A 25,927-nucleotide genomic window follows, 5' to 3' on the forward strand; every position below is an offset into this window, starting at 1 on the left:
CTTGGCCCCCCTGCGGGGCCTTTTTTATTGATGAGTCTCAGAAGTGGTGTTCGGCCCATTCCCGGACAGAAGATCGCGGCTGTGGCAGACATGTGCGTATTCGCCGTCCAGGTTGTGGAGGAATACTTGCTGCACTTTCTCTGCCGCTATCAGAGTGCCGTTGCGCAATGGCATTGCAAACGCCGCCGTCGCATCTTCCGGTAGCAGAATCCGATACCCCAGGGCCGCGCCGATCCTGGTTGTCGCATCCACCGAGTGATTGGTGACGACTCCTGCTATGACCAGCTCTGTGATCTGCATCCGCTTGAGGGTGGAATCCAATTCTGTACCGATAAAAGCGCAATTCTCCCGCTTGGTCACCACAATCTCTTCGTCTATCGGGGCAACCTCCGCCTTGAACTCAAAGTGGGAACCATCGGCGTGGTAAGGTGATTCGGCAAAGCGGGATGAATGACGAATGTGTATTACCGGTCGCTCGAGCGATCGCCAGTCATTCAATAGGGCCGCAATGCGTTGCTCGGCTTCAGGGTTACTGCGCGGGTAGGGGGAAAAGTGATCGATGGCCTGCTGCACATCAATCACGAGCAGCGCGGGATTCCCGGTTTCTATCATCTCAGTGTATTTCCAGAATTATCAAACGAGCAAACACAGGGATAATCCCCATGTACTTCAGTTACCGCTATTGCTGGATGGTGCTGGTGGTGATCAGGCTCAACCATTCAAGCAGGAGTCGGAGATTTGGCTTTTTACGGCCTGACATGTTTGACCGGGCAAGCGGTCTCCATAATTTCACATTTCATGACACTCACGTGAATCCTACCTGACAATTGGCCCTTTAGGGCTATTTTCTTGTTCTGAGACTTGGTTAGCATTTTGTTTGCTAGATGCAACAAACCTTTCAGGAAAATTTCCAACGACATAGCTCCAAAAGCAGCTGCCGTTGTCGCGGGGCTAGTTGGGTAGGGGACAAAATAATGAAATCAGGACTGATACACATCGCAATGGCCGTGATTCTGGTGGGCTGCGGAGGAAGTGGCGGTAGTGGAGGCGAGGGAACGGAACCACCGACGCCAGATCAGAATCAGCCGCCGGCATTCAGTTCGGTCAGTGTGGATGCATTGAATGGAGAGGCGGTGAGTATAGATCTTGCGGATCATGCCAGTGATCCGGACGGGGACACTCTGGAAATCAAGAGCCTGGGAGAACCCAAAGGTGGCACTGTTTCCTCGAGCGGCCTGACGGTGACCTACGACCCGGACGACGGTTTTGCCGGCACCGAGTCAATCGATGTCACAATTACGGACGGTACTGACGATGTGTCCGGGACCATCACCATCACGGCCTACCAGGGGATGTCCATCAGCGGGCAGGTGGTGGATGAGCCGATTCCGGGCGCGCGGGTAAAGGTAGAAATCGGTGGTGAAGTGTTCGAGGCGGTAGCCGACAGTGAGGGCAACTACGTCCTCGAGATTCAGACCCTGAGTTTGGACAGCTATGTGAAGGTGACTGCGACTGGTGCGGAGGGTAGCGAAAGTGACGGTATTGAGCTGGTCAGCCTACTGGGTGAAATCGGCACTATGCTCGAGGCGGCGGGTGCGGACAGAGCCATTGGTGGAGAGGGCGACAACTCTGCCAATGTCACCAATGTGACGACCGCGCGTTATGTGCTCGCGATTGAGGCCAATGAGGGACAGGAAATTACCTCGGACGACGAGATGGAAACCGCAGAGAAGTCCATTGACGGGGACAAACTGCTCGAGATAGCCGCGGTCATCAAGGTGGTCCTGGATAACCCGGATCATGACCTTCCCGAAGGGTTTGATTCGGTTTTGGACTTTGTCAGCGATACAGAGGCCTATAACGAGTTTGTTGCGGAAGTAACCAGCGAAAATCCTGAGGATAACGCGCTGACCCAGGCAATGGATCAGATTGTGAATGACCCAGCGCTTGTGCAGGGCTTTACTCAGGAAGGCATTGCCAGTGTTTACTACAGTACTTTCCCGGCTGCCCCAGGGTTCCTTTCACGCGGCGGGGACAGGTATGAGTTTAGCAATGACGGAACCGGTACGGTTGCCAATGAGGGCGGATCTGCCGAGTTCAGCTGGTCAATCGAAAATGGTGAACTCGAAGTTACTTACGATGAGCCGTTGGAGTACTATACATATTTCGCAGTAGACGGTGTTCTGGAGCCGGCCGTAGCGGCTCAATGGTACGAGGCGACAAATGGCTGGGGCCAGATTGGTGCCTTCATCAGTGAAGAGAGTGTGAAATTTACACGTTTGGTCGATGGTAACATTATCGACACTGTTTCGTTCGAAATGAATGCCGAGCGCGTTTTCGACATGCTGGATACCGGTGTCAGCGCGCCCAGTGAGACGGAATGGCTTTCAAATGGCCGGCTGCTGCTGCGTGACGCGGATGCCTCTATGCCGCTGCCGATTGTTGCCGCCGACCTGGAACAGACCTGGGCGGCAGACAGCTACTACGAGTACGAGGTTGCCTCCTTTGATGGCCCGGTCAGTCAGACGAGTTATGCCGGTGATCTGTTCCAGTTTGTCGAAGGCGGCACAGGTGTTGCACTGCTCTCCGGGCGTGCTTTCACCTGGGCATTGGAGAATAACAGCGTCCGATTGAACTTCGACGACGAGACTTCCCAGCTGGTGCAAAAGATCGACGAGGCGGGGGATCTCAGCGCATTTGCCCTGCGCACGTTCGACAGTGAAGGCGATCTGCTTGCATTCAGTTACAACTTCGGTACCTGGCAGGACGAGTCTGATGCCCTCACGGCGGGGCGTGTTGTGACCGAAGCTGGCCACCACTGGGCGACCTTTGTGAATGGCTGGTTTGCCGAATTCTGGGATGGGGGCGTCTTTGACTATATCGCTGGCTCCGGCTTCGGCTGGGAGTTTAACCAGGATGGCACCGCCACTAACGTCTCCTTTTTCTACGATGGATTAGATGAGGATGGTGACGGCGATGCGGAAGAGGTTATGGATCTTCGCGGATCGGGAACCTGGAGTATAGGCGCCGATGGCGTTCTGGCCTTGACCCGCCACTGCCCCAATGACTGCAGGCGCCGTGAGTGGCTCGGCCTGCAGGCGACTGGCGATGAGATTATTGTGATGGAGCGTGAGAGCTACGGCGAAGAGGCCGGTGGCCCGCTTGTTTTCCCGGCGCGCGTCAATATTTACCGCGTCTGGGAAAGTCCGGAAGTTAACCGGGCCCTCCAGCCCGTCAGCGTCCGCGCCATTGCTTATCCCACGCTGGAGATACCGGGAAAGGGATGAGCTAATCCTGTTTCTATTCATAGAAAAGCCATTGCCGCGCAAGCGGCAATGGCTTTTTATTTTTTCGCTCGGAACCAGCAGATCAGAGCTTTGCGGCCAGGCGCGACCCTTGATCTATGGCACGCTTGGCATCCAGCTCGGCGGCTTCATCGGCACCGCCGATCAGGTGGACCGCGATTTCACTGCCCTGCAGCGCGTCGTAGAGGGCCCGTGCAGGCTCCTGGCCGGCACAGAGCACGATATTGTCCACTTGCAGCAGTTGCTGTTCGTCGCCGATGCGGATATGCAGGCCGCGGTCGTCGATCTTCTCATAGCTGGCGCCGGGGATCATCTGCACATTGCGGTGCTTGAGGCTGGTGCGGTGTATCCACCCGGTGGTCTTGCCCAGACCGGCGCCCACCTTACTGGTCTTGCGCTGCAGCAGGGTAACCTGGCGCGGCGTTGAAACTGCAGCATTTTTTTTCAGGCCGGCGCGGTTTTCGAGCTGGATATCCACACCCCACTCGTCGAAGAACTCCTCCTTGCTGCTGGCGATCAGCTCCTGGGCATTGTCGCCCTCATGGGTCAGGTATTCGGCCACGTCGAAACCGATACCGCCAGCGCCGATGATCGCTACTTTTTCCCCCACCGGCTTCTTGTGCTTGAGCACATCCAGGTAGCTGAGCACTTTTTCGTGCTCGATACCGGGGATGGGTGGCGTGCGCGGATCGATACCGGTGGCGATAATCACTTCGTCAAAGGCCTTAAGGTCTTCGGCGGCGGCGCGGGTGCTGAGCCTGACTTCGACGCCGGTGATTTCCAGCCTGCGTTTGAAGTAGCGCAGGGTTTCCTCGAATTCGGCCTTGCCGGGAATCTGTTTGGCGATATTGAACTGGCCGCCGACTCTGGCTTCCGCCTCGAACAGGGTGACCTTGTGCCCGCGCTCCGCGGCTACGGTTGCGGCCGCCAGGCCGGCCGGGCCGGCACCGACCACGGCGATTTTTTTCGCGGATTCGGTCGGTAAGTAATTCAGCTCCGTCTCGTGGCAGGCGCGAGGGTTGACCAGGCAGGAGGTCAGCTTGAGTTCGAAGGTGTGGTCCAGGCAGGCCTGGTTACAGCCGATACAGGTATTGATCTCGTCGGCGCGGCTCTCCGCGGCCTTGTTGACGAACTCCGCATCGGCCAGGAAGGGACGCGCCATGGAGATCATATCCGCGTGACCGGCGGCCAGTACGTCTTCGCCCACTTGCGGCATATTGATGCGGTTGCTGGTAACCACCGGCACGCTCAGGTGTTGCCTGACCTTGGCGGTGATTTCGGTAAAGGCGGCGCGGGGCACGCTGGTGGCGATGGTGGGGACGCGGGCTTCGTGCCAGCCGATACCGGTGTTGATAATCGTTGCGCCGGCTTCCTCGATCGCCTTGCCGAGTGCGATCACTTCTTCGAAATTGCTGCCGTCTTCCACCAGATCAAGCATGGACAGGCGGTAGATGATGATGAAATCTTTGCCCACGGCTTCGCGCACGCGACGCACGATTTCAATCGGCAGGCGGCTACGGTTCTCGAAGCTGCCGCCCCATTCGTCGCTGCGCTTGTTGGTGCGGGAGACGATGAACTGATTGATGAAATAGCCTTCCGAGCCCATGATCTCGGTGCCGTCGTAGCCGGCCTCGCGAGCCAGGGTGGCGCAGCGCACATAGTCGTCGATCTGTCCCTCGACTTCCTCGCCGCTGAGCTCCCGCGGGGTAAAAGGGTTGATCGGTGCCTGAATCGCCGAGGGTGCGACCAGGTTCTGGTTGTAGGCGTAGCGGCCAGCGTGCAGTATCTGCATACAGATCTTGCCGCCCTCGGCGTGCACCGCGTCGGTGATTTCCCGGTGTTGCTGCGCCTCTTCCACGGTGGTCATCTTGGCGGAGCCCATAAAAACGCCACCCTCCTCGTTGGGCGCTATGCCACCGGTCACGATCAGGCCTACACCGCCGCGGGCGCGCTCGCCATAGAAGGTCGCCAGCCGGGTGAAACCGCCCTCGTGCTCTTCCAGGTTGGTGTGCATCGAGCCCATCAGAACGCGGTTTTTCAATGTGGTAAAACCCAGATCCAGCGGGGCCAGCAGGTGGGGGTAGGCTTGGGACATGGCGACGCCCTCTCTTCTTTTGATCGAAATTGATATGCAACTCTTTGCATATTGTTGCGGTGAAGGATAGCAAGGGAGGGGGGGAGCGGGCAGTGACCAATCCGGTCGAATTCTTTGGCCTGTTCGGATCGGATCAGGAGCTTTTTCGGCTCTGATAAGGATTGAAACAGACTGCTTTACACAAACAACTCCATCAACTGCCCCCGCAACCAGCGGTTGGCCGGATCTTCGTGCTGGTTCCTGTGCCACAGTAGGTGCCAGTCCATCTGCGGAATCTGGAAGGGCAGTTCGAACAGCCGCGCCGGGTACTGGTTGGCCAGGCTGGCCGGCACCGTCAGCGCCAGGTCGGTGCGCAGTACCACCAGCGGTGCCACCCGGTAATGCTGTACCCGCAACTTGATATTGCGGCGCCGGCCCAGCTTGTTCAGGGCGATATCCACCAGCCCCGGCCCGCTGCGGCGGCTGGAGACGTGGATATGGTCCAGTTGCAGGTACTGCTCCAGGGTCAGGTTGGTCTGCTCCGCCAGCGGGTGGTCGGCGCGCAGCATGCACAGGTAGCGATCGTTGACCAGGCGCTGCTGCTGCAGCTGGGTGGCGGTGGCCAGAGGAATATCCAGGCCGAAGTCCAGTGTGTTTGCGGCCAGCTCCTTTGCCAGCTGGTCGCGGGGCACGTAGTAGGATTCGACGCTGATACCCGGCGCCAATTGCTGCAGCCGTTCCAGCAGCCGCGGCAGCAGCAGTGTCTCCGCCATATCGTTCATCGACATGCGCAGCGTCTTCTGCGCGCCGGCCGGGTCGAATTGGCGCTGTTCGCTCAGGCTTGTACCGAGCAGGGCCAGCGCCTGCTGAACCTTTGGCATGATGCTCTCGGTCAGCGGCGTGGGGCTCATGCCTGCAGGAGTGCGGGTGAATAGCGGGTCATCCAGGCTGCGGCGCAGGCGCGCCAGGGCGTTGCTGACCGCCGGCTGGGTGATATGCAGCTGCTCCGCGGCGCGGGTCAGGTTACGCGCGTTGTAGATCGCCTCCAGTACCAGGAAGAGATTCATATCCATCTGCTGTAGCTGCACTGCTGCCACCGTTCATAATCGCTGTGAATGTTTGGATATTCGCATAATAAACTTTGATGATCCATTCGCCGGCGCTAGTGTAGGAGACCAACAAGGGGGACATCCATTGGCTGAGTTCTACACGGTGCGCCACGGCCAGGCCTCATTCGGCGCCGCCGATTACGACAAGTTATCCGAACTGGGCTGGCGCCAGGCGCGCTGGCTGGGAGAGCACTGGCGCGCGGCGGGTATGGAGTTTGATCGGATCCTCTGCGGCGACCTGCTGCGACACCGGGAGACGACCCGGGGCATCTGCGAGGGACTGGAGATGGATGCCGGGGAGGTGCAAATAGCGCCCCAGCTCAATGAATTCAATTTCCACAGCGTGCTGCAGGGTTACGGCGAGCGGGATCCGCAGTCGGTGCCGCAGCCAGGCGCCAGCCGTTCCGATTATTACCGCTACCTGAAGAAAGCCATGCTCGCCTGGGCAGAGGGCGAGATAAGCCCGGCGGAGAGCTGGCACGCCTTCGAGCAGCGTATCGAGGAAGCGCTGGGTCTGATCGGCGACAGTCCGAAAGGCAGCAGAACCCTGGTGGTCAGTTCCGGCGGTGCTATCGCGATGATGGTACGCCAGGTGCTCGGCGCCCATGCGGATACCGTTACCAAGCTCAATATGCAGATAAAAAATACCGCCGTAAGCCGATTCTTTACCGGTTCCGACAGTATCAGCCTGCACAGTTTCAATCATGTGCCGCACCTGGAAATGGAGGCGCGGCAGGAATTTATTACCTACAGCTAAAAGAATATCGGGGCAGCGAATAATGAATTTCGAATACTCGGACAAGGTGAAGGGGTTACTCGAACGCCTGCAGCGATTCATGCAGGATCACGTCTATCCGGCGGAACAGGCATTCCATCAACAGCTGCAGGAGGATCCCTGGGGGGAGCCGGTGATTCTCGCAGAGTTGAAAGCTAAGGCGCGCGCGGCCGAGCTGTGGAATCTGTTTATGCCCGATCCGCGTTTTGGCGCCGGTCTGACAAACCTGGAATACGCGCCGCTGGCGGAGGAAATGGGCAAGGTGGTCTGGTCTTCGGAGGTGTTCAACTGCAGCGCACCGGATACCGGCAATATGGAAGTGCTGGCCCAGTACGGCAGTCTGCAGCAGGAACAGTGGTTGAAGCCGCTGTTGGCCGGGGAGATCCGCTCCGCCTTTGCCATGACGGAACCGAAAGTCGCCTCCTCGGATGCCACCAATATCGAAACCTCGATTGTGCGCGATGGGGATGACTATGTGATCAACGGGCACAAGTTCTATATCAGCGGCCTGATGAACAAGCGCTGCAAGATACTGATTGTGATGGGCAAGACGGACCCGGACAGTCCCAACCGCCACCAGCAGCAGTCGCAGATACTGGTACCCGTGGATACGCCCGGGGTAAACATTATTCGCCCTATGACGGTATTCGGCTACGAGGATGCGCCGGAGGGGCACGCCGAGGTCATCTTCGACAATGTGCGCGTGCCGGCGGGCAACCTGATTCTCGGCGAGGGACGCGGTTTCGAGATAGCACAGGGGCGCCTGGGGCCGGGCCGCATTCACCACTGCATGCGCCTGGTCGGCCAGGCACAGCGGGCGCTGGAGATGATGTCCGGGCGCGCGGAGCAGCGGATCGTTTTTGGCCGCCCCATGAGCAAGCAGGGCTCGGTGCGCGAGGATATCGCCAAATCCGCCTGTGAGATCGAGCAGGCGCGCCTGCTGACCCTGAAAGCCGCGGACCAGATGGACCGATACGGCAACAAGGCGGCCAAGGACCTGATTGCGATGATCAAGATAGTCGCGCCGCAGATGGCCTGTACTGTGATCGACCGCGCGATTCAGATCCACGGCGCCGCCGGCCTGAGCCAGGATTACAACCTGGCGCAACACTACGCCTATGCACGCACGATTCGTTTGGCGGATGGCCCGGACCAGGTGCATATGATGCAGCTGGGGCGCAACCTGGCGGCCCGTTACGGTGCGAAACAACAATAGGCGGAGACGTAGATGACGGAAGAAATGATCTCTGACAAGCAGGCTTCAGTGGAACAGCTGCCGATGGGGAGACTGGAAAAGTACCTGGCTGCACATATCGAAGGCTTTCGCGGCCCGTTAAAGGTAGACAAGTTTTCCGGCGGCCAGTCGAACCCGACGTTCAAGCTGCAGGCAGCTTCCGGCACCTATGTGCTGCGCCGTCAGCCGCCGGGCAAATTATTGAAGTCCGCCCATGCGGTGGATCGGGAGTTCCGCGTGATGCGAGCCCTGGCGGACACGGACGTGCCGGTGCCGCGGGTACTGCACCTGTGTGAAGACCGCGACCTGATTGGCTCCATGTTCTACGTGATGGAATACTGCGATGGCCGCATATTCTGGGATGCCGCCCTGCCGGAACTCGACAACAGCCAGCGCGGCGCGCTCTACGAAGAGATGAACCGCGTGCTGGCGGCTCTGCACAGTATTGACCCGAAGGCTGTTGGGCTGACCGACTACGGCAAGCCGGGCAATTACTTCGAGCGCCAGTTCGAGCGCTGGCGGGGCCAGTACCGGGCATCCGAACTCAATCCCATTGCGGCCATGGATAAACTGATCGACTGGCTGGCCGATGCACTGCCAGAGGACGACGGCCGGGTGGCTCTGGTTCACGGCGACTATCGGCTCGACAACATTATGTTCCACCCGCAGGAAAGCAGAGCCATTGCGCTACTGGACTGGGAGCTTTCGACGCTTGGGCACCCCTTCGCCGACCTCGCCTACCAGTGCATGCAGCTGCGTATGCCGGCCGGCGCCGGCAATATTTCCGGGCTGATGGGGGTGGACCGCGGCGCACTGGGTATTCCTTCCGAGAGAGAGTATGTCGCCCGCTACTGTGAACGCATGGGAATTGAACGCATCGATCATTGGCCCTTCCACCTCGCGTTCAGCTTTTTCCGGCTGGGGGCGATAGTACAGGGTGTGGCCAAACGCGCGCAGGATGGCAACGCCTCGAGCAAGAGTGCGGCGAAACTCGGTGCCTTTGTCGAGCCCCTGGCGCTGATGGCATTGGATGTGATCGAAAAAGAATACTGATAAACAACAACGAACTCCGAGAGGGAAGATCCATGGCAATGAATATTTTTGATCTCACCGGCAAGATCGCCCTGGTAACCGGTGCCAGCCGCGGTATCGGCGAAGCAATCGCCAAACTGCTGGCGGAGCAGGGCGCCCATGTACTGGTTTCCAGCCGCAAGTTAGATGGATGCCAGGGGGTGGCGGATGCCATTGTCGATGCCGGCGGTTCGGCCGAAGCGCTGCCCTGTCATATCGGTGATATGGAGGAAATCGAGCGGGTAATTGCCGATATACGCCACAGGCACGGGCGCCTGGATATCCTGGTCAACAACGCTGCCACCAACCCCTATTTCGGTCATATCCTCGACACCGACGTCGGCGCCTTCCAGAAGACCGTGGATGTGAATATCCGCGGCTACTTCTTTATGTCCGTGGAAGCCGGCAAGCTGATGCGCGAGCAGGGCGGTGGCTGCATCGTCAATACCGCTTCCATCAACGCCCTTCAACCCGGGGTGGGGCAGGGTATCTACTCGATTACCAAGGCCGCGGTAGTGAATATGACCAAGGCATTCGCCAAGGAGTGTGCGCCCTTCAATATCCGCGTCAATGCGCTGCTGCCGGGACTGACCAAGACCAAGTTCGCCGGCGCGCTCTTTACCCACGAGGATATCTACAAGACTGCCATCGACCATATCCCCATGCACCGCCACGCGGAACCCGAGGAGATGGCCGGCACCGTGCTCTACCTGGTATCCGATGCCTCCAGCTACACCACCGGCGAGTGCGTGGTGGTGGATGGCGGCATGACTTCCTGTGGGGGTATCTGAATGAGCATCGATCCTCTGCTGGACTTTAGAGGCCGGGTAGCGCTGATAACCGGTGCCGCCAGCGGCTTCGGCGCCCTGCTGGCGCAGGAGCTGGGTGCGCGCGGCGCCAGATTGGTGTTGGGCGATATCAATGAAGCCGATCTGATGACACTGGCGGATGAACTCGGCGGTGCGGATATCGAGGTGCGCGCGCAGCGCTGTGATGTGTCGGTGGAAAGTGATTGCGCCGCCCTGGTCGAGCTGGCCGGGGAGCAGTTCGGCCAGCTGGATATCGCCGTCAACAATGCCGGCATTGCCCCACCGATGACTGCCCTGGAAGATACCGATGGGGCGGTGCTGGACCGGCAGCACGACGTGAATGTGAAGGGGGTTTTCCTTGGCCTCAAACACCAGTTGAAGGCGATGAAGCCGCGGCGTACCGGCATCATTCTGAATGTCAGCTCCATGGCCGGCCTCGGCGGTGCGCCCAAGGCGGCTACCTATTCCGCGGCCAAGCACGCCGTCATAGGCCTGACCCGCACCGCGGCGGTGGAAAATGCCAAATACAGTATTCGCGTCAATGCCATCTGCCCCTTCTTTGCGCTGACCAAAATGGTAACGGGTATAGAACCGCCACAGGGTGTCAGCGGGGAACAACTGCAGGAATTCCTGGCCAGCGGTTGCCCGATGAAGCGCCTGGCGGAACCCCGGGAGGTGGTCAACGCGATGGTGATGCTCTGCTCGCCATCGCTCAGCTATATCACCGGCCAGGCCCTGGCGGTGGATGGTGGTGTTTCGGCCTTTTAACAGAAACCCGGATACGGAGAATAATAATGCCCACGCTGATTCCCCGAGAAAAAACTCAGGACTTTATCGGCTTCGAAACCGAAGCTACTGACTGGCTCAGTATCGACCAGAACCGCATTGATGCCTTTGCCGAATGCACCCTGGACCGCCAGTTTATACATGTGGATCCGGAGGCGGCAAAACTGACACCTTTCGGCAGTACCATCGCCCACGGTTTTCTCTCCCTGTCCCTGCTGTCCTATTTCGCCGAGCAATTGCAGGTGGGTATCGAGGGGGTGGAGATGGGGGTGAATTACGGCCTGGACAAGGTGCGCTTTATCAGCCCGGTCAAAGTGGACAGCAATGTTCGGGCGCGGGCGAAGGTAATGGATATCCAGGAGAAGAACCCCGGCCAGTATCAGCTCAAACTGGAAGTTACCCTGGAAATCAAGGGTGAGCAGAAGCCGGCACTGGTTGCCGAGTGGCTGTTTATGCAGTTCGTTTAACGGCAGCACTAAATAAAAATATCGGATTACTGCTCGCTCCCCGGATGCCAGTAAGAGAATCATGGGCGGCACTGCTGCCGATGGAAGTTTTCGGGACACGCCGTGAATACATCCCTGTAGGCTTGTCTGCGAGGTCCCTCTCGCAGACAGTCCCGAAAACTTCCACCGGCAGCAGCGCCTTCACATTAGGTTCCTGTATTCTTTCTCGAGTGCTGGGAGACCGTTGGTAGTTACTTTATCGGGAGAAAACTAAATGAATGTTCGATTCGATGGACAGGTAGCCATAGTCACCGGCGCCGGCAATGGCCTGGGCAAGTCCCACGCGCTGGAACTGGCGCGCCGCGGCGCCAGAGTGGTGGTCAACGACCTTGGTGGCGCCCGGGACGGTTCCGGCGCGTCCCTGTCCGCGGCCGAAGAGGTGGTTGCAGAGATAGAGGCACTCGGCGGTGAGGCGATGGCCAGCGGTGCCAATGTCACCGACTACGCCGAAGTGGAGGCTATGGTGCAGCGGGCGGTGGATAAGTGGGGTCGCGTCGACATACTGGTGAACAATGCCGGTATTCTGCGCGACAAGTCCTTCGCCAAGGCCGACCTGGACGACTTCAAGCTGGTGATCGAAGTACACCTGATGGGGGCGGTCAACTGCACCAAGGCGGTCTGGGGGCTGATGCGTGAGCAGAATTATGGCCGCATCGTGATGACCACTTCCTCCTCCGGCCTCTACGGCAATTTCGGCCAGTCCAACTACGGTGCGGCCAAAACGGCACTGGTGGGACTGATGAATACGCTTTATCTCGAAGGAGAGAAGTACGGCATCAGGGTCAACTGCCTGTCGCCCACCGCGCGCACCCGCATGACCGAGGATATTATTCCCGACCCGAAAATCCTCGACCTGATGACCCCGGAATCGGTCACCGCCGGCCTGGTGGCGCTGGTGGCCGAGGAAGCACCCAACCGCTTTATCCTCGGTGCCGGTGCCGGTGCTTACGCCTGCGCGCGCATCCTGGAGACCGAGGGCATCTATCTGTCACCGGAAGAGCAGACGCCGGAAAATGTGCTGGCAAACCTGGATGCTATCAGCGAGGACAGCCAGCAGAAGGAACTGATCGGCGGCCTGAACCAGACCGTCAAATTCGTGCAGAAGGCGGCCAGGGCACTGGACGTCGAACTGGGCTGAGGATGTGAGGGCAGGAAAATGAAAGAAGCCGTTGTCGTCTCCACCGCGCGCACGCCCATCGGCAAGGCCTACCGCGGTGCCTTCAACAACCTGGAGGCGCCCAGCCTCGCCGCCCACGCGGTGCGCGCTGCCGTCGAGCGCGCCGGGATAGAGGCCGGCGAGGTGGACGACTGCATCTTCGGCGCGGCCATGCAGCAGGGCAGTACCGGCATGAATGTCGCGCGCCAGATAGCCCTGCGCGCCGGGCTGCCGGTCAGTGTGGCCGGCATGACCATCGACCGCCAGTGCTCCTCCGGCCTGATGGCGGTGGCCACCGCGGCAAAGCAGATAGTGCAGGATGGCTGTCCGGTCGCCGTGGCCGGTGGTATCGAGCATATCTCTCTGGTGCAGAACGAACATATGAACAGATTCCGCGCCGCGGATCCGGCCCTGGTGGAAATGCACAAGGCCATCTATATGCCGATGATCGACACTGCGGAAATTGTGGCGGAACGCTATGGCATCGGCCGTGATCTGCAGGACGAGTACGCGTTGCAGTCGCAGATGCGCACCGCAGCCGCCCAGGAGGCCGGGCTCTTCCGGGACGAGATAGTGCCGGTCACTGCCATCAAGGCGGTGGTGGACAGGGAGACCAGGGAGGTCTCCTATCAGGATGTGACCCTGGCGCTGGACGAGGGCAACAGGCCCGAGACGACCCTGGAGGGGCTGCAGGGCCTGAAACCGGTGCGCGAGGAGGGTGTGATCACCGCCGGCAATGCCTCGCAGCTCTCCGATGGTGCCGCGGCCCTGGTGCTGATGGACCGCCAGCTGGCGGAGCAGCGCAACCTGCAACCGCTGGGCATCTATCGCGGCATGGCGGTGGCAGGGTGCGAACCGGATGAAATGGGGATCGGCCCAGTCTATGCCATCCCCAAGCTGCTCCAGCGCACCGGCCTGTCCATGGACGATATCGGGCTGTGGGAGCTGAACGAGGCCTTTGCGGTGCAGGTGCTCTACTGTCGGGACAGGTTGGGTATCGACAACGACCGGCTGAACGTCAACGGCGGTGCCATCTCCATCGGTCATCCCTACGGTATGAGTGGCGCGCGCATGGTCGGCCACGCCCTGCTGGAAGGCCGGCGCCGTGGGGCCAGGTATGTGGTGGTCACCATGTGTGTGGGTGGCGGCATGGGCGCCGCCGGACTGTTTGAAGTGGTGTAAAGACACGTTCATTCACTATAAAAAGAGAGTTGTGCCTGCGATGACGCCAGATCGCGGCCAACGGCCGCTCCTGCGGGGAGCTATGGGAGAGACCTATGCGCGCATTGATATGCGAGGAGTACGGTTCGGCGGAACTGCTGGTAATCGCCGAGCGGGCACTGCCGGAATTGAAAAGCGATGAAGTGCGGATTGATGTCCGTGCCGCCGGGATCAACTTTCCCGACGCGCTGGTGATTGCCGGCAAATACCAGGTCAAGCCGCCGCTACCGTTTGTTCCCGGCGGCGAGTGCGCCGGTGTGATCAGCGCCGTGGGCGACAAGGTGAAAAACTACAAGGTGGGCGACCGGGTGATCGCCATGCCCGGGATGTCCGCCTTCGCCGAACAGGTCCACGTGAAAGAGCACCTGCTGGTGCCCATGCCGGAAAAGCTCAGCTTCGAGCAGGCGGCCGGCTTCTGTATCACCTATGCCACTTCCTACTATGCACTGAAGCAGCGCGCGGCGATACAGGAGGGCGAGACCCTGGTGGTACTGGGTGCGGCCGGCGGTGTGGGTGTGACTGCAATCCAGCTGGGCAAGGCCATGGGGGCCCGGGTGATCGCCTGCGCTTCCACGACGGAAAAGCTGGAGTTCTGCCGGGAAGTGGGGGCCGACGAGCTGATCAATTACTCGGAAGAGAGCCTGAAGGAGCGGATCAAGGAGTTGACCGGCGGCAAGGGTGCCGATGTGATTTACGATCCGGTGGGCGGTGATTACACGGAGGAGGCCTACCGCTCCATTGCCTGGAGTGGCCGCTACCTGGTGATCGGTTTTGCCTCCGGTGATATCCCCAGATTGCCGCTCAACCTGCCACTGCTCAAGGCCGGGGATATTATGGGAATTTTCTGGGGCAGCTGGGCCCAGCGCGACCCGCGGTCGAACCTGCAGAATTTCGCTGAGCTGCTGCAAATGGTGGAAGAGGGCAAGCTGAACCCGCTCACTACCGAGATCTATTCGTTTGAGCAGTATATCCAGGCATTTGCCGCAATTACCGAGAGGCGCGCGCGGGGCAAGGTGATTCTTGTTATCGACTAAAGGGTTTGGCTGGTAAGGCGGGGCGCGCCTTATCGGCAGCTGATCAGGGCAGCAGCCGGCAGTGGGCGCGCGCCTTGTTCTCCAGATTCCGTGGTAACTTATCGGATGCGGAGCCCCGCTGTTGGCTGCGCCACTGACTGCAGAGCTCTATATAGCTACCGGCCTCTACCTGGCTGCGCAGGTTAAACCAGGGGTCGCCCCCCTGGGTTGATCCGGGCCGGCTCTGGTGCCAGCCGTCCAGTGGGTTTTTCTGGGTCCCGTTTGCGGAGTGCACGCCAGGGGTCAGGGCACCGAGGTACTGGGCTGGGTGTACCAGCAGTAAGATCACTGCGACTGCGACGCAGCTGCCCGCCGCCCTGGACTGCCAGGGGTTTTCGACTTTTGTCGGTTTAAACTGACGGGCCATTTGCAGGATTTTGTCGTCGAGAGAAGCCGGGGACGAAATTTCCCCTACGGCATTCTGATATTGGGATTCCCAAATACTCATACGCTCGCCTCTTCTACCTCTTGGATCTGCCAGGGTTGCCTTTTCGATCCATAAAGAAATTCTTCCAGCCGCACCTTGCCGTTGCGGTAGTACTCCCTGCAGTTTCTCAGCGATATTCTTTCAATATCTGCCACCGTAGCCAGTGGTAACCGGCACTCCAGGTGCAGCAGCAGTATGTTGCGTTCAATACGCGAGAGTTGCTGGATGCCTGCGAGAAGTTTGTTGCCCTGGTCTTCGGGATTTTGTGAGGCTTCGAGAGGGGTGCCCGTGAAGTTGCGCAGTAACCTGTTGATGCGAATAAAAAGCCAGCTGCGCAAGCGGCGCCCGCCCAGTTGCGGTGGCTGTTCCAGCAGGCCATTCCAGAGTTCTTCGAGTATGCTGCAGGCACCGCTCGGTGCCATCTGTATACAGTAGCGGTAGAGACTGTCCTTGTGGCGAGAATACAGCAGGCGGAAAGCCTTCAGGTTGCGCGTGGAGTGGTAGTATTCGAGCAGCGCTTCGTCATCCAGGTTCTGAAAATCTTTGCGTGACAAGTTATCGCGCCTCCCTGCGCCAGTACAACTTGCTCGAACGACTGAAAATACGAGCTTCTATTGATATAGGTAGATTTTAATGACTGCGGTCGTCGGTTTGCGCGTTATCCTTAACCCGCTCGCCCGGTCCTCTGCCTACCGGCTTTTCCTTTGGCGTCTCGTCCGGGCGGGCCTTTTTACGACTACCCAGATAGATTGTGGCCAGTCCCAGAAGTAATTCGTCGACGAACGGCAGCAGATCCGGAATAAACAAGTCGACCAGGAAAATTGCGCAGATCCATTTGAAGAGCTGCGGGTGTTTCAACCTGCTGGCGTAACTCAGAAACCAGCCTACCAGGGCACTGGGAAGCACTCTTTTCATCGGCCCGCTCGCCGCTGTCCGTTTGGGGAGTATAGTTGGCGGCAGTGCCCGGCTTCGTTTGCCGAGTGTGGGGCGACGCCAGATTTACTGACTGGTACGTGTCGATCAGTATCTGGGAGAGCGAGATTCAGGCCGACAGGCGTTTGAACTCGGGCAGGGGCAGCGGCAGCTGCTCCGGGCCCAGTTCGGCGCGTAAATCCTTGAGTTTGACACCGACACCGAGCAGACGGATGGGGGCCGGGCGCCTGTCCCAACATTGTTGCAGTAATTGCTTGAACTCCGAGATTCGACCCGAGTGGCTGGCTCTTTCCTGGGAGGAGATGGAAAAGTCCCCGTATTTCACTTTTACCGTGGCGCCGCTGATCTGGTAGCGTTCGTCCAGTTTTTCCAGCCTTTCCAGCAGGCGCATATAGAGACTGGTGAGTTCCTCCTGCCATTCCTCCAGGGTGCCGAGATCCGCATTGAAGGTGCGCTCGACACTGACGCTCTTGCGCGAGCCGTCGCTGGTGACGGGCCTTTCATCGATACCGCGGCACAGTTGGTACAGGCGGCGACCGAACTTGCCGTAGGCCTGGGTCAGCTCTATCTGGGACAGGCTGCGCAAGTCGGCACAGGTGCGGATTCCCTGGCGCTTCATTTTTTCCGCAGTGACGCGGCCCACGCCGTGAATTTTGGCCACCGGCAGGCGCAGCACAAACTGGTCCATGGCATCCGGGGTAATGACCGTGAGACCATCGGGCTTGCGCCAGTCGCTGGCAATCTTGGCCAGGAACTTGTTCGGCGCCACACCGGCGGAAATGGTGATGCCCAGATCCTCCCGCACCCGCTGGCGTATCTCCTCGGCCATCAGGGTGGCGCTGCCGTGACAGCGGCCGCTTTCGGTGACATCCAGAAAAGCCTCGTCCAGGGATAACGGTTCTATCGATTCACTGTATTCCAGGAAAATATCCCGGATCTGAGCGCTGGCCTCTCGATATTTTTTCATGTTGCCGGGTACTACAATCAGATCAGGGCAGAGCTTTTTTGCCTGGGCGGTGGGCATGGCGGAGCGCACGCCATAGCTGCGCGCCTCGTAGTTGCAGGTGGAGATCACGCCGCGCCTGTCGCTGGCGCCACCCACTGCCAGCGGACGGCCGCGCAGATTCGGGTCGTCGCGCATTTCGACCGACGCGTAGAAACAGTCGCAGTCGCAGTGGATGATCTTTCTCATGCTGGGATTATATACAGTATCCGGGCGTCGCGGAAAGCGTTTGCAACGGATGAGACCGGAGCCGGAAACAGATTGGGCAGGTGAACCATGAGCCATATTCCACTGGTGGAGCGCCCCGCAGAAGATCGGGTAGAGGCAGTCTTCGCCGACATCGAGGATGAGCTGGGCGGGGTGCCCAGTCTGTTTCTCGCCTTTGGTCATCATCCGGATATGCTGGAGACCACCTGGAAAGGATACAAGGCGGTGATGATCCACGGAGTCCTGTCGCCACAGCTGAAAGAGGGGATAGGGCTGGCGATATCTGCAGACAACCACTGCGATTACGGCATCTACCACTACAGCGCTACGTTGCAGGAACTGGGTGTGGAGGTACAGGAAGTGATGCGCATTCGCACCAATCCCAAGCATGTGCACTACTCAGATAAAGAGCACGCACTCTTCGATCTGGCCCGCCGGGCCAATAAAGCGCCCAGCGATCACGGTGAGCACCTGATTGCGGAGGCGCAGAAACTGGGAGCCCGGGACGATGAAATCGTCGAAGCGCTTGCGGTCATGGAGCTGGTGCTGGGCTTCAACCACTTTGCCGATGTGCTGGGACTGGAACCGCACAGGGACAGGTAATAGTAGAGACAGAGATAGCTGGTTAGCCTGGCGCTAGCGGAATGGGATACGACAAACTGGCGCCCGTTGGGCGCCAGTTTGCGTTAGATCTAACGCAATGAATGTGTTGTCGGCTATTTGGGCGGCCGCAGTTTTCCGAAGATGAGTGCCAGCACAAACAGTGCGACGAAGATAAAGAACAGGATTTTCGCAATTTCAGTCGCTGCGCCCGCGATACCCCCAAATCCGAGGACCGCCGCGATGATCGCGATAACGAGGAAGATAACAGCCCAACGCAACATGGTGATAGCTCCCTATGTGATTCAGGAGGTGAGACCTGGACCGGATTCATTGTGGAACCGAACCTGTGGCTTCAATTGATAAGGTCAAATTACCCAAGTCGCCACTTTTTCCGGGCGAATATTCTCGACTTTGTTGTGTTGTACAAACAGTAAGTCGAAACCGGTGACAAGATGTCGCAGCTTATCTGTACTGGCAATCGGTATTTCTCTATAAGGGGGCTGAGAAGAGATTTGGCTGTTTTCCCCGGAGCTTTTGGGGCGCCGGGCTCGTCACTACTGATTAATCGATTACCTTAAAATAAAAGCTACAGGATATCCGCCAATGTTACATCGCTTATTGTCAACAATTTTTGTACTGCTTCTCGCCAGTTTTTGCCGGGCAGGGGAGGGCAAAACCGTTTGGGTTGAGGGCGGGGACTACCGCCTGAAGACCAATGTATTCCAGAGCAAAACAATCGGAAAAAAACCGGTCCTCCTGGTCGTGATCCACGGCGACTCGCCGTTCGACAAACCGGAATATCAGGATTTCTTTGCGCAACAGGTGGCGCACAAGAGTGACAACCTGGTGGCAGTCGGGCTGCTAAGGCCCGGTTATACCGACCCCCAGGGAAATGTATCCGAAGGGGAGCGGGGCCTGTCCAACGGGGACAACTATAACGCCCGCAATACCGATGCCATTGCCGCGTCTATCCGGGAATTGAAGAAGCGCTATCAGAGCGGCAAGGTCGTCGTTGCTGGTCATTCCGGCGGCGCGGCCATTACCGCAAATATTCTCAGCCGGCACGGCGACCTGATCGACGACGCTCTGTTGGTTTCCTGCCCCTGTGACGTGAATGCGTGGCGTTCGGGGATGTTGCAACTCACGGGCTACCCGGTGTTCAAGGGCGAGATTGACACCCTTTCGCCGATCGAGCAGGTCGCCAAGCTATCCGATCACACCAATATCACCATGATTGTCGGTAGTCGGGACAAGGTGGCGCCGCCAGAACTCAGCGAGGGCTACCGGGCCGCTGCCTCCAAGGCAGGCAAGGAGATCCGGCTGGTACGGCTGGAAAAAGGGGAGCACGATATTTTTCTGGAACCGGAGGTAATCGCCGAACTCACATCGATGCTGAAATAATACTGGCGAGTCCTCTCAAGCCGGGGTTGTCGCAAAGTGCCGACAGAAGGTCTCTTGCCTCGACAGGGCAGGCCATTCTTGAGTATCACCTCAAGCGGATTCCACCCAGGGATTCTTCGTCGCCCATTAGCAAGTGAATGGCCTTGTCGATATTTTTCTTCAGAGTCTCTTCACGCTTGGCCTGGTTCAGGTATCGCAGGATTTCCTTGCGGCGTGAGGGGGATAGCTGATCCCACACCAGCCTGGCCTGAGGTGAGTTCTCAAGCGCGTAGGCGAACGCCCCCGGCACTGGCTCCTGTTTCGGCGACTGGTCGATTTCCAAATGGACCTGAATGCGGCTGCCGACATCGACACCCGCGCGCCGGCGGATATCGCTGTTCAGGAACAGGCGGTGGCGGCCCTCGCCGATCGGAACCAGGTTGATGTGGAAGGACTCGCGGTTGATCAGTCCCCGGACGGGGATATAGCCGCGCATGTCGAATGCCTGGCTGACGCTCAGGGGCAAATCCACACAGGGGTTGATGCCGATCTTTTTGATGGTGGCGGAAAACTGTTGGGACATGGGGGTGCCGGGTGCGTTGTTATTTTCAGGGACCCGTAAACAAGAAAAGCCGTCGAAAATGACGGCTTTCATTAAATTGGTTAGCGTTCCAGCAATTCCAGCTTGCCTTTCTTGCCGTCCCACTCGGCGGCGTCCGGCAGCTGGTCTTTCTTCTCGGTGATATTTGGCCAGACTTCAGAAAGCTCTGCGTTCAGCTCGATAAACTCCTGCTGGTCATCGGGCACCTCATCCTCGGAGAAGATGGCATTGGCCGGGCACTCCGGCTCGCACAGGGCGCAGTCGATACACTCATCCGGGTGAATCACCAGGAAGTTGGGGCCTTCATAGAAGCAGTCCACCGGGCAGACTTCCACACAGTCGGTGTATTTGCACTTGATGCAGTTTTCCCCAATTACGAATGTCATGCTTGTCCCTCGAAAGTACCCAATTCGGTGAAGCAGCGGATTTTAGCAATAACTGGCGCGAATTGTAGTGGCTTTTCAGTCGAATTGGTTGGGTGCTTATAACCGGTGGGGGTTGGGCGGTGCGCGCGGCGCACCCTACCTCGGAGCCAGTAGGGTGCGCCGTGCGCACCGCGGGAGTCAGAGCAGCTTGCGCAGCGCGTACAGCTTCTCCAGCGCCTGGCGCGGCGTCAGGTCATCGGGATCCAGTTCCTCCAACGCCTCCACCGCCGGGTGGCTGGGGGCGCCGAACAGGTCCACCTGCCTGGGCGAGCCGGGTGCGGCGGCGGGTTGCGGCTGCGGAGCCGGTTCCGGGCGGGCCTGCGGCCCGCACGCGGAGCTGGAGCTCCGCGCTCCCAGGGACTCCAGCGCCTGCAGGCGCGCCCGAGCCTCCACCAGCACATCCGCAGGAATTCCGGCCAGTTTGGCCACCTGCAGGCCGTAGCTCTTGGACGCCGGCCCCTCCTGGATACGGTGCAGGAAGACGATACCGTCGCCGTGCTCGGTGGCATCCAGGTGGATATTGGCGGATTCCGGGCACTGGTTCGGCAGGTCGGTCAGTTCAAAATAGTGGGTGGCGAAGAGGGTGAAGGCGCGCACCTGGTCCGCCAGGTAGTGGGCGCAGGCCCAGGCCAGGGAAAGGCCGTCGTAGGTGCTGGTGCCGCGGCCTATCTCGTCCATCAACACCAGGCTGTTGGCGCTGGCATTGCGCAGGATATTGGCTGTCTCGGTCATCTCCACCATAAAGGTGGAGCGGCCGCCGGCCAGGTCGTCGGCACTGCCGATACGGGTGAATATGCGGTCCAGCAGGCCAACCTTCGCCGAGTCCGCCGGCACATAGCTGCCCACATGGGCGAGCAGGGCGATCAGCGCTGTCTGGCGCATATAGGTGGACTTACCGCCCATATTCGGGCCGGTGATCACCAGCATGCGGCGGTCGTCGTGCAGCTCGATATCGTTGGCCACGAAGGGTTCGTCCAGCACCTGCTCCACCACCGGGTGGCGACCGGCGCTGATATGCAGGCCGGGCTCGGTGTGCAGCTCGGGGCGGCACAGGCGCAGGTTGTCGGCGCGCTCCGCCAGGCAGGCGAGTACGTCCAGTTCGGACACGCCGGCGGCGGCCAGCTGCAGCTGTGCCAGGGACTGGTTCAACTGGTCGATCAGTTCCTCGTAGAGGGCCTTCTCCCGCGCCAGGGCGCGGCTCTTGGCGGACAGGGCCTTGTCCTCGAACTCCTTCAGCTCGGGGGTGATAAAGCGCTCAGCGTTCTTCAGTGTCTGGCGGCGGATATAGTCCGCCGGCGCCTTGTCGCTCTGGCCGCGGCTGATCTCGATAAAGTAGCCGTGCACGCGGTTGTAGCCCACCTTGAGGGTGGGAATGCCGGTGCGCTCCTTCTCGCGCACCTCCAGCTGCACCAGGTAGTCGCCGGTGTTCTCGCTGATTGCGCGCAGCTCGTCCAGTTGGCTGTCGTAGCCCTCGGCGATGACACCGCCATCGCGGATCACCACCGGTGGATTGTCCACCAGGGCGCGCTGCAGCAGCTCCACCGTCTCCGGCCAGTCGCCGACTTCCCGCGCCAGCTCTTTCAGCAACACGGCGTCGGTATCTGCGAGTTGCTGCTGGATTTCCGGGAACTGGGCCAGGGACTGCCCCAGGCGCGCCAGGTCCCGCGGGCGCGCGGAGCGCAGGGCCAGGCGGCCGAGGATGCGCTCCATATCGCCCACTGGCTTGAGGGAATCCCGCAACGGCTCGAAACGGTAGCCGTCGATCAGCGCGGCCACGGCATCCTGGCGGTTGTTCAATGTGGTCAGCTGGCGCAGAGGGTTGTTCAGCCAGCGGCGCAGCAGGCGGCTGCCCATGGCGGTCTTGCAGCTGTCGAAGACCGACAGCAGGGTATTGTCGTCGCCGCCATTCAGGTTCAGGTCGATTTCCAGGTTGCGGCGGCTGGCCCCGTCCAGGGCCACTGTATCGTCGCTGCTCTCGGTCTGCAGGCTGCGGATATGGGGCAGCTCGGTGCGCTGGGTGTCGCGGGCGTACTGCAGCAGGCAGCCGGCAGCGACTATCGCCGCGTGCATATGGCTGCAGCCGAAGGCCTCCAGATTGAGGGTGCCGAACTGCTGGTTCAACAGGCGCAGGGCGGTTTCCAGCTCGAACTCCCAGGGTGCGCGGCGGCGCAGGCCGGGGCGGCGCTCAATCTCCGCCGGCAGGGCCAGGTCCTCGGCTGCCAGCAGTTCCGCCGGGCTGTGGCGCTGCACCTGCTCGGCCAGCGCCTCGGCGGAATCCACCTCCTGCACCACGAAACGCCCGGTGGCCAGGTCCAGCAGGGCCAGGCCGAAGGTGTCGCCCAACTGCGCGCAGGCCGCCAGCAGGTTGTCGCGGCGCTCGTTCAGCAGCGCCTCGTCGGTGACGGTACCCGGCGTGACGATACGCACCACCTGGCGCTCCACCGGGCCCTTGCTGGTGGCCGGGTCGCCGATCTGCTCGCAGATGGCCACGGATACGCCCACCTTGATCAGCCGCGCCAGGTAGCCCTCGGCGGCGTGGTAGGGAATACCGGCCATGGGAATCGGCTGGCCACCGGACTTGCCGCGGGCGGTCAGGGTCACGTCCAGCAGCTCGGCCGCTTTCTTGGCGTCGTCGTAGAAGAGCTCGTAGAAGTCCCCCATGCGGTAGAAGACCAGCTCCTGGGGGTGCTGGGCCTTGATGCGCAGGTACTGCTGCATCATCGGGGTGTGTTGGGCGTTTTTCTGGTCGGCACTCTTCTCGGAGCTGGGGGCTTGCGGCATGAAGGGTTACTTCTTCTCTGTTGTTCGTGTGATTTTTACTGGAACTCGGTAAAGGCGCTATTCTAGCGAGTCCATCGGCAGAGATTAAACAGATGACTGAAAACTCGGAGATTTTCGAATTGGCGAAACTCCTCGGCGAGGAACTGGAAAAGCGTGGCTGGCACGCCACGACAGCGGAATCCTGCACCGGTGGTGCAATCGCAGCGGCCATCACCTCGGTGCCCGGCGCGTCCAGCTGGTTCGAGGGCTCATTGGTCAGCTACGCCAACCGCATCAAGCGCGACATGCTGGCGGTGTCAGAGAGGGATCTGGAGACCCTGGGTGCGGTGAGCGAAGAGGTGGCACGGCAGATGGCCAGCGGCGCCCTGGCGATGATGGATGCCAACGTGGCGGTAGCGGTTTCCGGTATTGCCGGTCCCGATGGTGGCACCGAGGACAAACCGGTGGGCACCGTGTGGATCGCCTGGGCCCACGCCGAGGGGCAGGAGCCGGTGGATATCGATGCTGAATGTTTTCACTTCGATGGCGATCGCGCGGCAATCCAGCGGCAGACGGTGGCGGAGGCGCTGAGGGGGATGCTGGCGCTGGTGCGATCGCATCCGCTACCTTGATGGCGCTGTAAGAGCCTGCTTCGCAGGCGATTCAGGGGGTAGGTTGGGCTGAGTGCAGCGAAGCCCACCAAGGGGGGCGCGCAACGTTGGGGTTCTCAGAGCTCCCCTCAGCCTACACATTTCCCCAGCTCTCCTGGCTCTCAAATCACTGGTTGCTTATACAGTAATCCTTCGCTAAGCTTGCCTCCAACTAACAACGCTCAAACACACGGGAAGGGTCATGGATTCCAACAAAGACAAGGCACTGCAGGCGGCGCTGTCTCAGATCGAGCGCCAGTTCGGCAAGGGTACGGTAATGCGCATGGGCGACAAGGAGCGCGAGCGCATTCCCGCCATCTCAACCGGCTCCCTGGGCCTGGATGTGGCCCTGGGTATCGGCGGGCTGCCCCGCGGCCGTATCGTTGAGATCTACGGCCCGGAATCCTCCGGTAAAACCACCCTGACCCTGCAGGTCATTGCTGAAGCCCAGCGCAAGGGCGGCACCTGTGCCTTCGTCGACGCCGAGCACGCGCTGGATCCCATCTACGCAGAGAAGCTCGGCGTCAACGTGGACGAGCTGATCGTATCCCAGCCGGACACCGGCGAGCAGGCGCTGGAAGTGACCGATATGCTGGTGCGCTCCGGTGCGGTGGATGTACTGATCGTCGACTCGGTGGCGGCGCTGACCCCGCGCGCAGAGATCGAGGGCGAGATGGGCGATTCCCATGTGGGCCTGCAGGCGCGCCTGATGTCCCAGGCCCTGCGCAAGCTGACCGGCAATATCAAGAACACCAACACCCTGTGTGTCTTCATCAACCAGATCCGCATGAAGATCGGCGTGATGTTCGGCTCCCCCGAGACCACCACCGGCGGTAACGCCCTCAAGTTCTACTCCTCCGTGCGCCTGGATATCCGCCGCATCGGCTCCGTGAAAGAGGGCGACGAAGTGGTGGGCAACGAGACCCGTGTGAAGGTGGTCAAGAATAAGGTGGCGCCGCCGTTCAAGCAGACCGAGTTCCAGATCATGTACGGCCAGGGCATCAACCTGCTGGGCGAGATCATCGACTACGGCGTCAAACTGGGCCTGATCGACAAGGCCGGCGCCTGGTACAGCTACAAGGGCGACAAGATCGGCCAGGGCAAGGCCAATGCAGTCAAGTTCCTGAAGGAGAACGGGGATATCCGCGACGAGATCGAGGGCCAGCTGCGCGCGCAGCTGCTGGGCGACCTGGTGCCGGCCAAGGCCGAAGAGGCTCTGGAATCTCCGGAAGAATAAGTGTCTTCCCCCGTCGATCTTTCCAATAACGACAGGGCTCAGGCGCTCTTCGGCGCGGCGCTTGAGCTGCTCACCCGCCGCGAACACTCCCGCCTCGAGCTGAGGCAGAAGCTCGCGGACAAATTCCCCGGCGCCGACTTCGATACGCTCTTCGAGCGACTGCAGGAGCTCAACTATCAATCTGACCGGCGATTCGCAGAGGTCTTCGTCCGCTCGCGGGTACAGCGCGGCCAGGGGCCGCTGCGTATTCGCCGCGAGCTGCAGCAGCGCGGCATCGGCAGTGACCTGATAGCCGCCGCCCTGGAGCAGGCGCAGGCCGACTGGTTCGCGCTGGCCGCCGAGCAGCTGCAGCGCAAATTCCGCAGCCCCGTCAGTTCCGCACTGCCCCGCGAGCAGCAGATAAAAGAGCGTGCACGGCGGAGCCGCTATCTTGCCTACCGCGGCTTTCCCGTCGATGCCATCCACTGGGCGCTGGACGCGGAAGATTCCGACTTATACTCTGATCCGGATCTGTAGGAGCGGACGGGGGGGGGGGGGGCCCGCCCCCCCTCCCCGACGGGGGGGTGGAGGAGAAAAAAAAGG

26 protein-coding genes are annotated in these 25,927 nt (G+C 60.1%); 15 read left to right on the forward strand and 11 right to left on the reverse strand.

From position 1 onward, the window contains the following. Positions 1 to 24 precede the first annotated feature (24 nt). Positions 25 to 612 (reverse strand): cysteine hydrolase family protein, encoded by a 588-nt coding sequence (locus IG627_RS18130; RefSeq protein WP_193194272.1) that lies wholly within the window; start codon positions 610 to 612, stop codon positions 25 to 27. A 362-nt stretch (positions 613 to 974) separates the two neighbouring features. On the opposite strand from IG627_RS18130, the gene IG627_RS18135 reads away from it, so the two are divergent. Continuing rightward, positions 975 to 3,287: an Ig-like domain-containing protein gene (locus tag IG627_RS18135; protein WP_193194274.1), complete on the forward strand. Its 2,313-nt coding sequence runs from the start codon at positions 975 to 977 to the stop codon at positions 3,285 to 3,287. Between the two features lie 82 nt (positions 3,288 to 3,369). Here the strand turns inward: IG627_RS18135 and IG627_RS18140 are convergent, their stop codons facing one another. Then, on the reverse strand, positions 3,370 to 5,400 hold the full coding sequence (locus IG627_RS18140) for an NADPH-dependent 2,4-dienoyl-CoA reductase (RefSeq protein ID WP_193194276.1): 2,031 nt from the start codon (positions 5,398 to 5,400) through the stop codon (positions 3,370 to 3,372). A 176-nt stretch (positions 5,401 to 5,576) separates the two neighbouring features. Then, positions 5,577 to 6,467 carry a LysR family transcriptional regulator gene (locus IG627_RS18145; protein ID WP_193194278.1) on the reverse strand — a complete coding sequence of 297 codons (891 nt, stop codon included), beginning with the start codon at positions 6,465 to 6,467 and terminating at the stop codon, positions 5,577 to 5,579. Positions 6,468 to 6,573: 106 nt separating this feature from the next. On the opposite strand from IG627_RS18145, the gene IG627_RS18150 reads away from it, so the two are divergent. From IG627_RS18150 to IG627_RS18190, 9 genes are all read left to right on the forward strand, one after another. Next, positions 6,574 to 7,245 carry a histidine phosphatase family protein gene (locus IG627_RS18150; protein WP_193194280.1) on the forward strand — a complete coding sequence of 224 codons (672 nt, stop codon included), beginning with the start codon at positions 6,574 to 6,576 and terminating at the stop codon, positions 7,243 to 7,245. Between the two features lie 22 nt (positions 7,246 to 7,267). Beyond that, a complete protein-coding gene (locus IG627_RS18155) occupies positions 7,268 to 8,479 on the forward strand; it encodes an acyl-CoA dehydrogenase family protein (protein WP_193194282.1) in 1,212 nt (403 codons plus the stop codon). A gap of 12 nt (positions 8,480 to 8,491) precedes the next feature. Continuing rightward, the gene (locus tag IG627_RS18160) at positions 8,492 to 9,550 is read left to right on the forward strand and encodes a phosphotransferase family protein (protein WP_193194285.1); all 1,059 of its coding nucleotides are present in this window, start codon (positions 8,492 to 8,494) and stop codon (positions 9,548 to 9,550) included. Positions 9,551 to 9,582: 32 nt separating this feature from the next. Beyond that, entirely contained in the window at positions 9,583 to 10,359 is a 777-nt protein-coding gene (locus IG627_RS18165) for an SDR family oxidoreductase (protein ID WP_193194286.1), read from the forward strand. Continuing rightward, complete coding sequence (locus tag IG627_RS18170) at positions 10,360 to 11,145, forward strand: SDR family NAD(P)-dependent oxidoreductase (RefSeq protein ID WP_193194288.1); 786 nt, start codon at positions 10,360 to 10,362, stop codon at positions 11,143 to 11,145. A gap of 26 nt (positions 11,146 to 11,171) precedes the next feature. After that, the gene (locus tag IG627_RS18175; protein ID WP_193194291.1) at positions 11,172 to 11,630 is read left to right on the forward strand and encodes a MaoC family dehydratase; all 459 of its coding nucleotides are present in this window, start codon (positions 11,172 to 11,174) and stop codon (positions 11,628 to 11,630) included. A gap of 253 nt (positions 11,631 to 11,883) precedes the next feature. Then, complete coding sequence (locus tag IG627_RS18180) at positions 11,884 to 12,807, forward strand: SDR family NAD(P)-dependent oxidoreductase (RefSeq protein WP_193194293.1); 924 nt, start codon at positions 11,884 to 11,886, stop codon at positions 12,805 to 12,807. An 18-nt stretch (positions 12,808 to 12,825) separates the two neighbouring features. Then, complete coding sequence (locus IG627_RS18185; RefSeq protein WP_193194295.1) at positions 12,826 to 14,007, forward strand: acetyl-CoA C-acyltransferase; 1,182 nt, start codon at positions 12,826 to 12,828, stop codon at positions 14,005 to 14,007. 95 nt (positions 14,008 to 14,102) lie between these two features. Then, complete coding sequence (locus IG627_RS18190) at positions 14,103 to 15,080, forward strand: NADPH:quinone oxidoreductase family protein (RefSeq protein ID WP_193194297.1); 978 nt, start codon at positions 14,103 to 14,105, stop codon at positions 15,078 to 15,080. 43 nt (positions 15,081 to 15,123) lie between these two features. Here the strand turns inward: IG627_RS18190 and IG627_RS18195 are convergent, their stop codons facing one another. From IG627_RS18195 to dinB, 4 genes are all read right to left on the reverse strand, one after another. Beyond that, entirely contained in the window at positions 15,124 to 15,486 is a 363-nt protein-coding gene (locus tag IG627_RS18195) for a hypothetical protein (protein ID WP_193194299.1), read from the reverse strand. Positions 15,487 to 15,563: 77 nt separating this feature from the next. Beyond that, positions 15,564 to 16,100, reverse strand: a complete 537-nt coding sequence (locus IG627_RS18200; RefSeq protein WP_193194301.1) for an RNA polymerase sigma factor — start codon at positions 16,098 to 16,100, stop codon at positions 15,564 to 15,566. 76 nt (positions 16,101 to 16,176) lie between these two features. Continuing rightward, positions 16,177 to 16,461: a DUF6116 family protein gene (locus tag IG627_RS18205; RefSeq protein WP_226865408.1), complete on the reverse strand. Its 285-nt coding sequence runs from the start codon at positions 16,459 to 16,461 to the stop codon at positions 16,177 to 16,179. 127 nt (positions 16,462 to 16,588) lie between these two features. Next, the gene (gene dinB / locus IG627_RS18210) at positions 16,589 to 17,671 is read right to left on the reverse strand and encodes a DNA polymerase IV (protein WP_193194303.1); all 1,083 of its coding nucleotides are present in this window, start codon (positions 17,669 to 17,671) and stop codon (positions 16,589 to 16,591) included. 87 nt (positions 17,672 to 17,758) lie between these two features. Here dinB and IG627_RS18215 point away from each other — a divergent pair, with 87 nt between their 5' ends. Beyond that, on the forward strand, positions 17,759 to 18,292 hold the full coding sequence (locus tag IG627_RS18215; protein WP_193194305.1) for a carboxymuconolactone decarboxylase family protein: 534 nt from the start codon (positions 17,759 to 17,761) through the stop codon (positions 18,290 to 18,292). A 113-nt stretch (positions 18,293 to 18,405) separates the two neighbouring features. On the opposite strand, the gene IG627_RS18220 is transcribed toward IG627_RS18215, so the two are convergent. Further along, positions 18,406 to 18,573 carry a DUF1328 domain-containing protein gene (locus tag IG627_RS18220; protein ID WP_193194307.1) on the reverse strand — a complete coding sequence of 56 codons (168 nt, stop codon included), beginning with the start codon at positions 18,571 to 18,573 and terminating at the stop codon, positions 18,406 to 18,408. 481 nt (positions 18,574 to 19,054) lie between these two features. Here IG627_RS18220 and IG627_RS18225 point away from each other — a divergent pair, with 481 nt between their 5' ends. After that, the gene (locus IG627_RS18225; RefSeq protein WP_319024607.1) at positions 19,055 to 19,693 is read left to right on the forward strand and encodes an alpha/beta hydrolase family protein; all 639 of its coding nucleotides are present in this window, start codon (positions 19,055 to 19,057) and stop codon (positions 19,691 to 19,693) included. A gap of 85 nt (positions 19,694 to 19,778) precedes the next feature. Here IG627_RS18225 and IG627_RS18230 read toward each other — a convergent pair whose 3' ends face one another. From IG627_RS18230 to mutS, 3 genes are all read right to left on the reverse strand, one after another. Beyond that, complete coding sequence (locus IG627_RS18230) at positions 19,779 to 20,327, reverse strand: YdeI/OmpD-associated family protein (RefSeq protein ID WP_226865409.1); 549 nt, start codon at positions 20,325 to 20,327, stop codon at positions 19,779 to 19,781. A gap of 8 nt (positions 20,328 to 20,335) precedes the next feature. After that, positions 20,336 to 20,659, reverse strand: a complete 324-nt coding sequence (gene fdxA / locus IG627_RS18235) for a ferredoxin FdxA (protein ID WP_193194313.1) — start codon at positions 20,657 to 20,659, stop codon at positions 20,336 to 20,338. A gap of 177 nt (positions 20,660 to 20,836) precedes the next feature. Then, positions 20,837 to 23,479, reverse strand: coding sequence for a DNA mismatch repair protein MutS (mutS, locus tag IG627_RS18240; protein ID WP_226865410.1), 2,643 nt, complete (start codon positions 23,477 to 23,479; stop codon positions 20,837 to 20,839). A 92-nt stretch (positions 23,480 to 23,571) separates the two neighbouring features. Here mutS and IG627_RS18245 point away from each other — a divergent pair, with 92 nt between their 5' ends. From IG627_RS18245 to IG627_RS18255, 3 genes are all read left to right on the forward strand, one after another. Further along, positions 23,572 to 24,090 (forward strand): CinA family protein, encoded by a 519-nt coding sequence (locus IG627_RS18245; RefSeq protein WP_193194315.1) that lies wholly within the window; start codon positions 23,572 to 23,574, stop codon positions 24,088 to 24,090. A 220-nt stretch (positions 24,091 to 24,310) separates the two neighbouring features. Beyond that, positions 24,311 to 25,345, forward strand: coding sequence for a recombinase RecA (gene recA / locus IG627_RS18250; protein WP_193194317.1), 1,035 nt, complete (start codon positions 24,311 to 24,313; stop codon positions 25,343 to 25,345). Then, the gene (locus IG627_RS18255) at positions 25,346 to 25,861 is read left to right on the forward strand and encodes a regulatory protein RecX (protein ID WP_193194319.1); all 516 of its coding nucleotides are present in this window, start codon (positions 25,346 to 25,348) and stop codon (positions 25,859 to 25,861) included. Positions 25,862 to 25,927 lie beyond the last annotated feature (66 nt).

This window comes from Microbulbifer taiwanensis, from assembly GCF_014904815.1.
GTDB lineage: Bacteria > Pseudomonadota > Gammaproteobacteria > Pseudomonadales > Cellvibrionaceae > Microbulbifer > Microbulbifer taiwanensis.

Bases quoted from the DNA above. Each gene is read 5' to 3' on its own strand.
- IG627_RS18130 (WP_193194272.1), bottom strand. From the start codon at position 612: ATGATAGAAACCGGGAATCCCGCGCTGCTCGTGATTGATGTGCAGCAG.
- IG627_RS18135 (WP_193194274.1), top strand. From the start codon at position 975: ATGAAATCAGGACTGATACACATCGCAATGGCCGTGATTCTGGTGGGC.
- IG627_RS18140 (WP_193194276.1), bottom strand. From the start codon at position 5,400: ATGTCCCAAGCCTACCCCCACCTGCTGGCCCCGCTGGATCTGGGTTTT.
- IG627_RS18155 (WP_193194282.1), top strand. From the start codon at position 7,268: ATGAATTTCGAATACTCGGACAAGGTGAAGGGGTTACTCGAACGCCTG.
- IG627_RS18160 (WP_193194285.1), top strand. From the start codon at position 8,492: ATGACGGAAGAAATGATCTCTGACAAGCAGGCTTCAGTGGAACAGCTG.
- IG627_RS18165 (WP_193194286.1), top strand. From the start codon at position 9,583: ATGGCAATGAATATTTTTGATCTCACCGGCAAGATCGCCCTGGTAACC.
- IG627_RS18170 (WP_193194288.1), top strand. From the start codon at position 10,360: ATGAGCATCGATCCTCTGCTGGACTTTAGAGGCCGGGTAGCGCTGATA.
- IG627_RS18175 (WP_193194291.1), top strand. From the start codon at position 11,172: ATGCCCACGCTGATTCCCCGAGAAAAAACTCAGGACTTTATCGGCTTC.
- IG627_RS18180 (WP_193194293.1), top strand. From the start codon at position 11,884: ATGAATGTTCGATTCGATGGACAGGTAGCCATAGTCACCGGCGCCGGC.
- IG627_RS18185 (WP_193194295.1), top strand. From the start codon at position 12,826: ATGAAAGAAGCCGTTGTCGTCTCCACCGCGCGCACGCCCATCGGCAAG.
- IG627_RS18190 (WP_193194297.1), top strand. From the start codon at position 14,103: ATGCGCGCATTGATATGCGAGGAGTACGGTTCGGCGGAACTGCTGGTA.
- IG627_RS18195 (WP_193194299.1), bottom strand. From the start codon at position 15,486: ATGGCCCGTCAGTTTAAACCGACAAAAGTCGAAAACCCCTGGCAGTCC.
- IG627_RS18205 (WP_226865408.1), bottom strand. From the start codon at position 16,461: ATGAAAAGAGTGCTTCCCAGTGCCCTGGTAGGCTGGTTTCTGAGTTAC.
- dinB (WP_193194303.1), bottom strand. From the start codon at position 17,671: ATGAGAAAGATCATCCACTGCGACTGCGACTGTTTCTACGCGTCGGTC.
- IG627_RS18215 (WP_193194305.1), top strand. From the start codon at position 17,759: ATGAGCCATATTCCACTGGTGGAGCGCCCCGCAGAAGATCGGGTAGAG.
- IG627_RS18220 (WP_193194307.1), bottom strand. From the start codon at position 18,573: ATGTTGCGTTGGGCTGTTATCTTCCTCGTTATCGCGATCATCGCGGCG.
- IG627_RS18230 (WP_226865409.1), bottom strand. From the start codon at position 20,327: ATGAAAGCCGTCATTTTCGACGGCTTTTCTTGTTTACGGGTCCCTGAA.
- fdxA (WP_193194313.1), bottom strand. From the start codon at position 20,659: ATGACATTCGTAATTGGGGAAAACTGCATCAAGTGCAAATACACCGAC.
- mutS (WP_226865410.1), bottom strand. From the start codon at position 23,479: ATGCCGCAAGCCCCCAGCTCCGAGAAGAGTGCCGACCAGAAAAACGCC.
- IG627_RS18245 (WP_193194315.1), top strand. From the start codon at position 23,572: ATGACTGAAAACTCGGAGATTTTCGAATTGGCGAAACTCCTCGGCGAG.
- recA (WP_193194317.1), top strand. From the start codon at position 24,311: ATGGATTCCAACAAAGACAAGGCACTGCAGGCGGCGCTGTCTCAGATC.